This window comes from Microcystis sp. M083S1, assembly GCF_020246405.1.
Classification (GTDB): domain Bacteria; phylum Cyanobacteriota; class Cyanobacteriia; order Cyanobacteriales; family Microcystaceae; genus Microcystis; species Microcystis aeruginosa_C.
This window is the reverse complement of sequence record NZ_JADBTB010000135.1, coordinates 1-5,125: the sequence shown is the minus strand read 5'-3', so window position 1 is coordinate 5,125 and position 5,125 is coordinate 1. Positions and strand designations below refer to the sequence as shown.

Annotated in this window: 6 protein-coding genes and 1 tRNA gene; 4 read left to right on the top strand and 3 right to left on the bottom strand. The window is 43.4% G+C overall.

The window, feature by feature from the left end:
* A partial coding sequence (locus IM450_RS13425; RefSeq protein WP_287688663.1) for an RNA-guided endonuclease InsQ/TnpB family protein occupies positions 1 to 369 on the bottom strand: 369 nt, incomplete at its 3' end.
* 31 nt (positions 370 to 400) lie between these two features.
* On the opposite strand from IM450_RS13425, the gene IM450_RS13420 reads away from it, so the two are divergent.
* The 3 genes from IM450_RS13420 to IM450_RS13410 all read left to right on the top strand — a co-directional run bounded on the left by IM450_RS13420 (position 401) and on the right by IM450_RS13410 (position 3,043).
* Positions 401 to 532, top strand: coding sequence for a hypothetical protein (locus tag IM450_RS13420; protein ID WP_287667854.1), 132 nt, complete (start codon positions 401 to 403; stop codon positions 530 to 532).
* Between the two features lie 135 nt (positions 533 to 667).
* Entirely contained in the window at positions 668 to 2,026 is a 1,359-nt protein-coding gene (trxB, locus tag IM450_RS13415; protein WP_287667851.1) for a thioredoxin-disulfide reductase, read from the top strand.
* 186 nt (positions 2,027 to 2,212) lie between these two features.
* Entirely contained in the window at positions 2,213 to 3,043 is an 831-nt protein-coding gene (locus IM450_RS13410; RefSeq protein ID WP_287667848.1) for a metal ABC transporter permease, read from the top strand.
* 246 nt (positions 3,044 to 3,289) lie between these two features.
* Here the strand turns inward: IM450_RS13410 and IM450_RS13405 are convergent, their stop codons facing one another.
* Together IM450_RS13405 and surE are read right to left on the bottom strand one after the other, a co-directional pair.
* Complete coding sequence (locus IM450_RS13405) at positions 3,290 to 3,871, bottom strand: DUF3727 domain-containing protein (protein WP_287667845.1); 582 nt, start codon at positions 3,869 to 3,871, stop codon at positions 3,290 to 3,292.
* 47 nt (positions 3,872 to 3,918) lie between these two features.
* A complete protein-coding gene (gene surE / locus IM450_RS13400; RefSeq protein WP_130758213.1) occupies positions 3,919 to 4,731 on the bottom strand; it encodes a 5'/3'-nucleotidase SurE in 813 nt (270 codons plus the stop codon).
* Between the two features lie 57 nt (positions 4,732 to 4,788).
* Between surE and IM450_RS13395 the strand changes: the two genes are divergently transcribed.
* Positions 4,789 to 4,861: transfer RNA gene (locus IM450_RS13395), tRNA-Arg, on the top strand.
* Positions 4,862 to 5,125 lie beyond the last annotated feature (264 nt).

The window sequence follows — 5,125 nt, the reverse complement described above, 5'->3', positions numbered from 1 at the left end:
TTGTCTGTCTTTAAATTTAAAAGCAGATTTGGTAAATTCGGCACTTCCTCCCTGATGTTTTTTCTTAAAGTTAGGATACTTATTACGACAAGCAAAGAAGTTAGTAAAAGCTGTTTGTAAATGTCTTAACCCTTGTTGTAAAGGTACACAGCTTATCTCATTGAGAAAGTCTAATTCTTCTTGTTTTTTCCACTCGGTTAGCATTGAAGAAGTTTCAGCATATCCTACTCTTTCTTGTTTTTCGTACCAAGCTTGTGTTCTGAGATGGAGAGCCTTATTGTAAACTAATCTTACACAGCCCAATGTGCGCCGCAATAGCGACTCTTGTGTTGGTGTGGGGTAAAATCGAAACGAATAGGCTTTTTCCATACCTCACATTTTAGCATATATTTCGTAAACGATGCTCATATTTAACAGTAAAGCCGTCGTAGAACGACGGGGTTTCAGACCCAAAATTTTCGATGAGCAGTTTGTCAAACGTCCTGCTGATGCCGATTTAAAAGCTATTATCCGAGATATTCTGGATTTTTAAGCAGAAATCTACTTCTTGCTGGGTTAGGACGCATATTAAACTGATGGGTAAACTATCTAACTTATCGTCGTCTAACCCACCCGACATTATCTGCTATACTAAAAAGCGTAGTCGTTATGAGTTGCATTTACGGTTATGACTGTCGAGAATTTAGTCATTATTGGTTCGGGACCGGCGGGATATACGGCGGCGATTTATGCGGCGCGTGCGAACTTAAAACCCTTGATGTTCGAGGGTTTCCAAGCGGGAGGCATTCCGGGGGGACAATTGATGACCACCACAGAAGTAGAAAATTTTCCCGGTTTTCCCGAAGGAATCACCGGTCCGAAGCTGATGGAAAGAATGAAAGAACAGGCCGAAAGATGGGGGACCCAATGCTATACCGAAGATGTTATCTCGGTGGATTTAAGTCAGCGTCCTTTTACCATTCGTTCCACGGACCGGGAAGTTAAGGCCAATAGTATTATTATCGCCACAGGAGCCACTGCCAAACGCTTAGGATTACCCAGCGAGGCCCAATTCTGGAGTAACGGCATTTCCGCTTGTGCTATCTGTGACGGTGCTACACCGATATTTAGAGAGGAAAACCTGGCCGTCATTGGTGGCGGTGACTCCGCAGCCGAAGAAGCCGTATATTTAACTAAATACGGCTCTCACGTCCATTTATTGATACGCGGGGAAGCGATGCGTGCCTCGAAAGCAATGCAGGACCGGGTGTTAAATAATCCGAAAGTTACCGTTCATTTTCACACCCAAGCACTGGATGTGTTCGGTACAGACAGTAAAATGGCAGGACTACGCATTAAAAACTCGCAAACGGGAGAAATCAGCGAATTAGCCGTTAGAGGGTTATTTTATGCCGTCGGTCACACTCCCAATACTTCCCTATTCCAAGGACAACTAGAATTAGACGAGGTGGGTTATGTGAAAGTCAAACCGGGGACTGTTGCTACCAGCGTCGAGGGGGTTTTTGCCGCCGGAGATGTGCAGGACCACGAATACCGTCAGGCAATCACTGCCGCAGGTACGGGGTGTATGGCGGCGTTATTGGCAGAAAGATGGTTATCGGAGCATAATTTAATCCAAGAATACCGTCAATCAGCCAGTTCTGAACATTACGAGACGAAAACCGTTAGCGAAACCCCGGCCGATACGGAGGAAACTTTTGATATTAACAAAACCCGTCACGTTGGGGGTTATGCTTTGCGGAAATTATTCCACGACGGCGATCGCTTGTTAATGGTAAAATATGTTTCTCCCACCTGTGGCCCCTGTAAAACCCTGAAACCGATTTTAGATAAAGTGGTCGATGAGTACGATGGCAAAATTTATTTTGTGGAAATTGACATCGAAGCTGACCTGGAAATTGCCAAAATGGGTCAAGTAACTGGGACTCCCACGGTACAATTCTTTAAGGACCGGGAATTAGTCAAGGAAATGCGCGGAGTCAAACAAAAAAGCGATTTTCGTCAAGTAATTGAAAGTTATCAATAATCAGTTATCAGTTATCAGTTATCAGATGTGAGTTTTGAGTTTACTGTTTACTGAAAAAGCTCCCCACACCCCACACCCCACACCCCACACCCCACACCCCACACCCCACACCCTAATTCATAATTCATAATTCATAATTCATAATTCATAATTCATAATTCCCTAATTCATAATTCATAATTCCCTATGCTAGAGGCTTTACAATTTGATTTTATGCGCCATGCGATTGCCGCAGGAATATTAGTTAGTATTGCCTGTGGGATTGTGGGTACTTTAGTAGTAGTTAATCGCGTGGTTTTTATCAGTGGGGGAATCGCTCATGCTGCCTATGGAGGGATAGGAATCGGTTATTTTTTTGGTATTAATCCTCTGGTGGGGGCGATATTTTTTACCTTTTTTTCGGCTTTAGGCATGGGGTTTTTACAGCGTCGCATCCGCGAGAGAGCCGATACTTTAATCGGGGTGATGTGGGCGATTGGTATGGCGATTGGGGTAATTTTTATTGATTTAACCCCCGGGTATAAAGCTGATTTAATGAGTTATCTTTTTGGTAGTATTTTAACTGTACCGAGGGATGATTTATGGATAATGGCGGGCATAGATATATTAATTATAACCTTAGTTAGTATCTTTTATAAAGAGTTGTTAGCCATATCTTTTGATGAAACTTTTGCGATTATTCGTAATATTCCCGTGGAGATAATTTATTTAGGTTTAATGGGAATAACCGCTTTAACTATTGTGGCAGTAATGCAGGTAGTAGGATTAATTATGGTAATTGCTTTGTTAACTATTCCTGCGGCTATCAGTGGACAATTTGTTAAAAATATGAAGGCAATGATGGTCCTAGCGATTATCTTAGGAATTGTCTTTACTTTGGTTGGTTTATGGTTATCCTATAGTTTAAATCTCACCTCGGGGGCGACAATTATTTTAGTGGCAGGATTGGGTTATTTAATCAGTCTTGCTTGGAAACCTTTCATCCTCACTATCACCAGAAAAATAGCTAATCTTTAAAGCTCTCCCCTAGTTGTGGTGATATAGCATTTATCTTAATAGTGAGGTATAAGGTTTTTATTTTCGGGAGACAGGAGCCGGTCGTTAATACCAAGTTAGGTTATACTTCATCTTTATGATAAACGCCGTAATTTAAAGAAAAAATACCAAATCCGTGTTAATCGCAATGATGATGAAATCCCGAAAGATATACTGTGACTAGATTTATCAAAAGTTTTGCCCGGCGGATTTGGTAAAATCAAGTAATTAATCGAGTTCATCAAACAAAAGTTCCTCTAGAATTGGTCCCATACCGTCATCATCGGGGGAAACTAATTCAACTTTCCCTTCCCCATCACCGACAGCTAAGAATAACAAAGGAGCAAGGGGACTGTAAATCGAGTATTTTTGGTCTTCGGAAAAGAAACTGGCGAGAAATTGCAATTCTTCCGGCTCTGATGACGAGGAAGGAGCATCGCTATCGATTTCTAAACTGAGAACATTATCTTCTTCCAGGGGAGGCAATTCACCACTAACGGTTAAAGTGTGAGCAGTGGGTTTGAGCAATAGGTCTAATTCTGCTAAAACTGCCTTAGCATCGGCAAAAACCCGCTCGATTTCCTCGCTATCTTCGATTAAGAAGGCATCAGATTCTTCTTCCTCCGATTCCTCGTCCCAAGCTAGAATCATCACCGGGGTATCCACGGGGACAAGAAGCATATAGGTAAGGTCATCGGTTTCATAGGCATTCTCAATATAACAGTCTAGTGATCGACCTTGCTCATCCCAGAGGGTTATGACATCCGCTTCTTCGAGTTCGTTTTCTTGAAAATTAAATTGAGGGGACATAGGCTCTCAAACGCTAATGATTGAATCAGAATATCATGAGATGCTCCTCAATCAAGCCAAGAATTCCGGTGCAAATGTTGAAAACCCTGTACATCAGTTAAATTGTATTGTAGGGGCGTGATGGTGATAAAATTCTCGCCAATAGCGCGTACATCCGTAGGCACTTCCGGGGGTAAATGGCTGTAGTCCGGTTGTTCGATATCTTCCACCACTTCCCCAATTAACCAGTAATAACTTTTACCCCTGGGGTCCAGTCTTTTCTCGAAGGTTTCCTCGTAGCGTCGCAATCCCTGCCTAGTGATTTTCACTCCCTTGATTTCGGCACTACTAACCGGAGGGACGTTGACATTGAGTAAAGTGGGAACAGGAAAAGGGTTAAGGGTAACTTTCCTGACTAAAGTGAGGGCAAAATCCGCAGCCGGTTGGAAATCACAAGCTTTAAAACTGGCCAGACTAACGGCAATACTGGGAATACCTTCGATTAATCCCTCCATGGCCGCGGAAACCGTGCCAGAATAGAGGATATCAGTACCGAGATTAGACCCGTGGTTAATGCCGGCTAAAACTAAATCGGGACGCTCTTTGAGGACGGCACTAAGGGCAAATTTTACCGAATCGGCGGGAGTTCCCGAGCAGGACCAGGCAATCACCTCGGGATGAAAAATTCCTTCCACCTGTTCGGCCCGGATGGGATGGTGTAAGGTTAAGCCATGACCGGTGGCAGAGCGCTCGCCGTCGGGACAAACTACGGTGACTTGATGACCGGCGGCAGCGAGGGTGTTGGCAAGGGTGCGGACTCCTAGCGCGGAAATACCGTCATCGTTACTGATAAGTAATTTTAAAGAGCGATCGCTAGTCATGGGAAATTTCTACTCTACTGCGCCGGCTAGTGGTATAATGTAATAGTATTTTATCGTGGGTACGTAGCTCAGAGGATAGAGCACCAGGTTCCGGTCCTGGGTGTCGGGGGTTCGACTCCCTCCGTACTCGTTCAGTAATGTAGGGTTGATTCATGAATCAACCCTACCCTTTGGGGGTAGTAGTGCTTTTCTTGATACTCAAGGGATTGAGTATTACTTGCGATTTTATTGCTCAATCCAAGTTTTTGGGGGGTTCTACCCCCCAAACCCCCTAGAGTTGATTTATTGTAGGGTTGATTTATTGTAGGGTTGATTTATTGTAGGGTTGATTTATTGTAGGGTTGATTTATTGTAGGGTTGATTTATTGTAGGGTTGATTTATTGTAGGGTTGAT

What these genes read in the sequence shown, in the direction of transcription:
- IM450_RS13420 (WP_287667854.1), top strand. Translation starts at nt 401, where the DNA reads ATGCTCATATTTAACAGTAAAGCCGTCGTAGAACGACGGGGTTTCAGA.
- trxB (WP_287667851.1), top strand. Translation starts at nt 668, where the DNA reads ATGACTGTCGAGAATTTAGTCATTATTGGTTCGGGACCGGCGGGATAT.
- IM450_RS13410 (WP_287667848.1), top strand. Translation starts at nt 2,213, where the DNA reads ATGCTAGAGGCTTTACAATTTGATTTTATGCGCCATGCGATTGCCGCA.
- IM450_RS13405 (WP_287667845.1), bottom strand. Translation starts at nt 3,871, where the DNA reads ATGTCCCCTCAATTTAATTTTCAAGAAAACGAACTCGAAGAAGCGGAT.
- surE (WP_130758213.1), bottom strand. Translation starts at nt 4,731, where the DNA reads ATGACTAGCGATCGCTCTTTAAAATTACTTATCAGTAACGATGACGGT.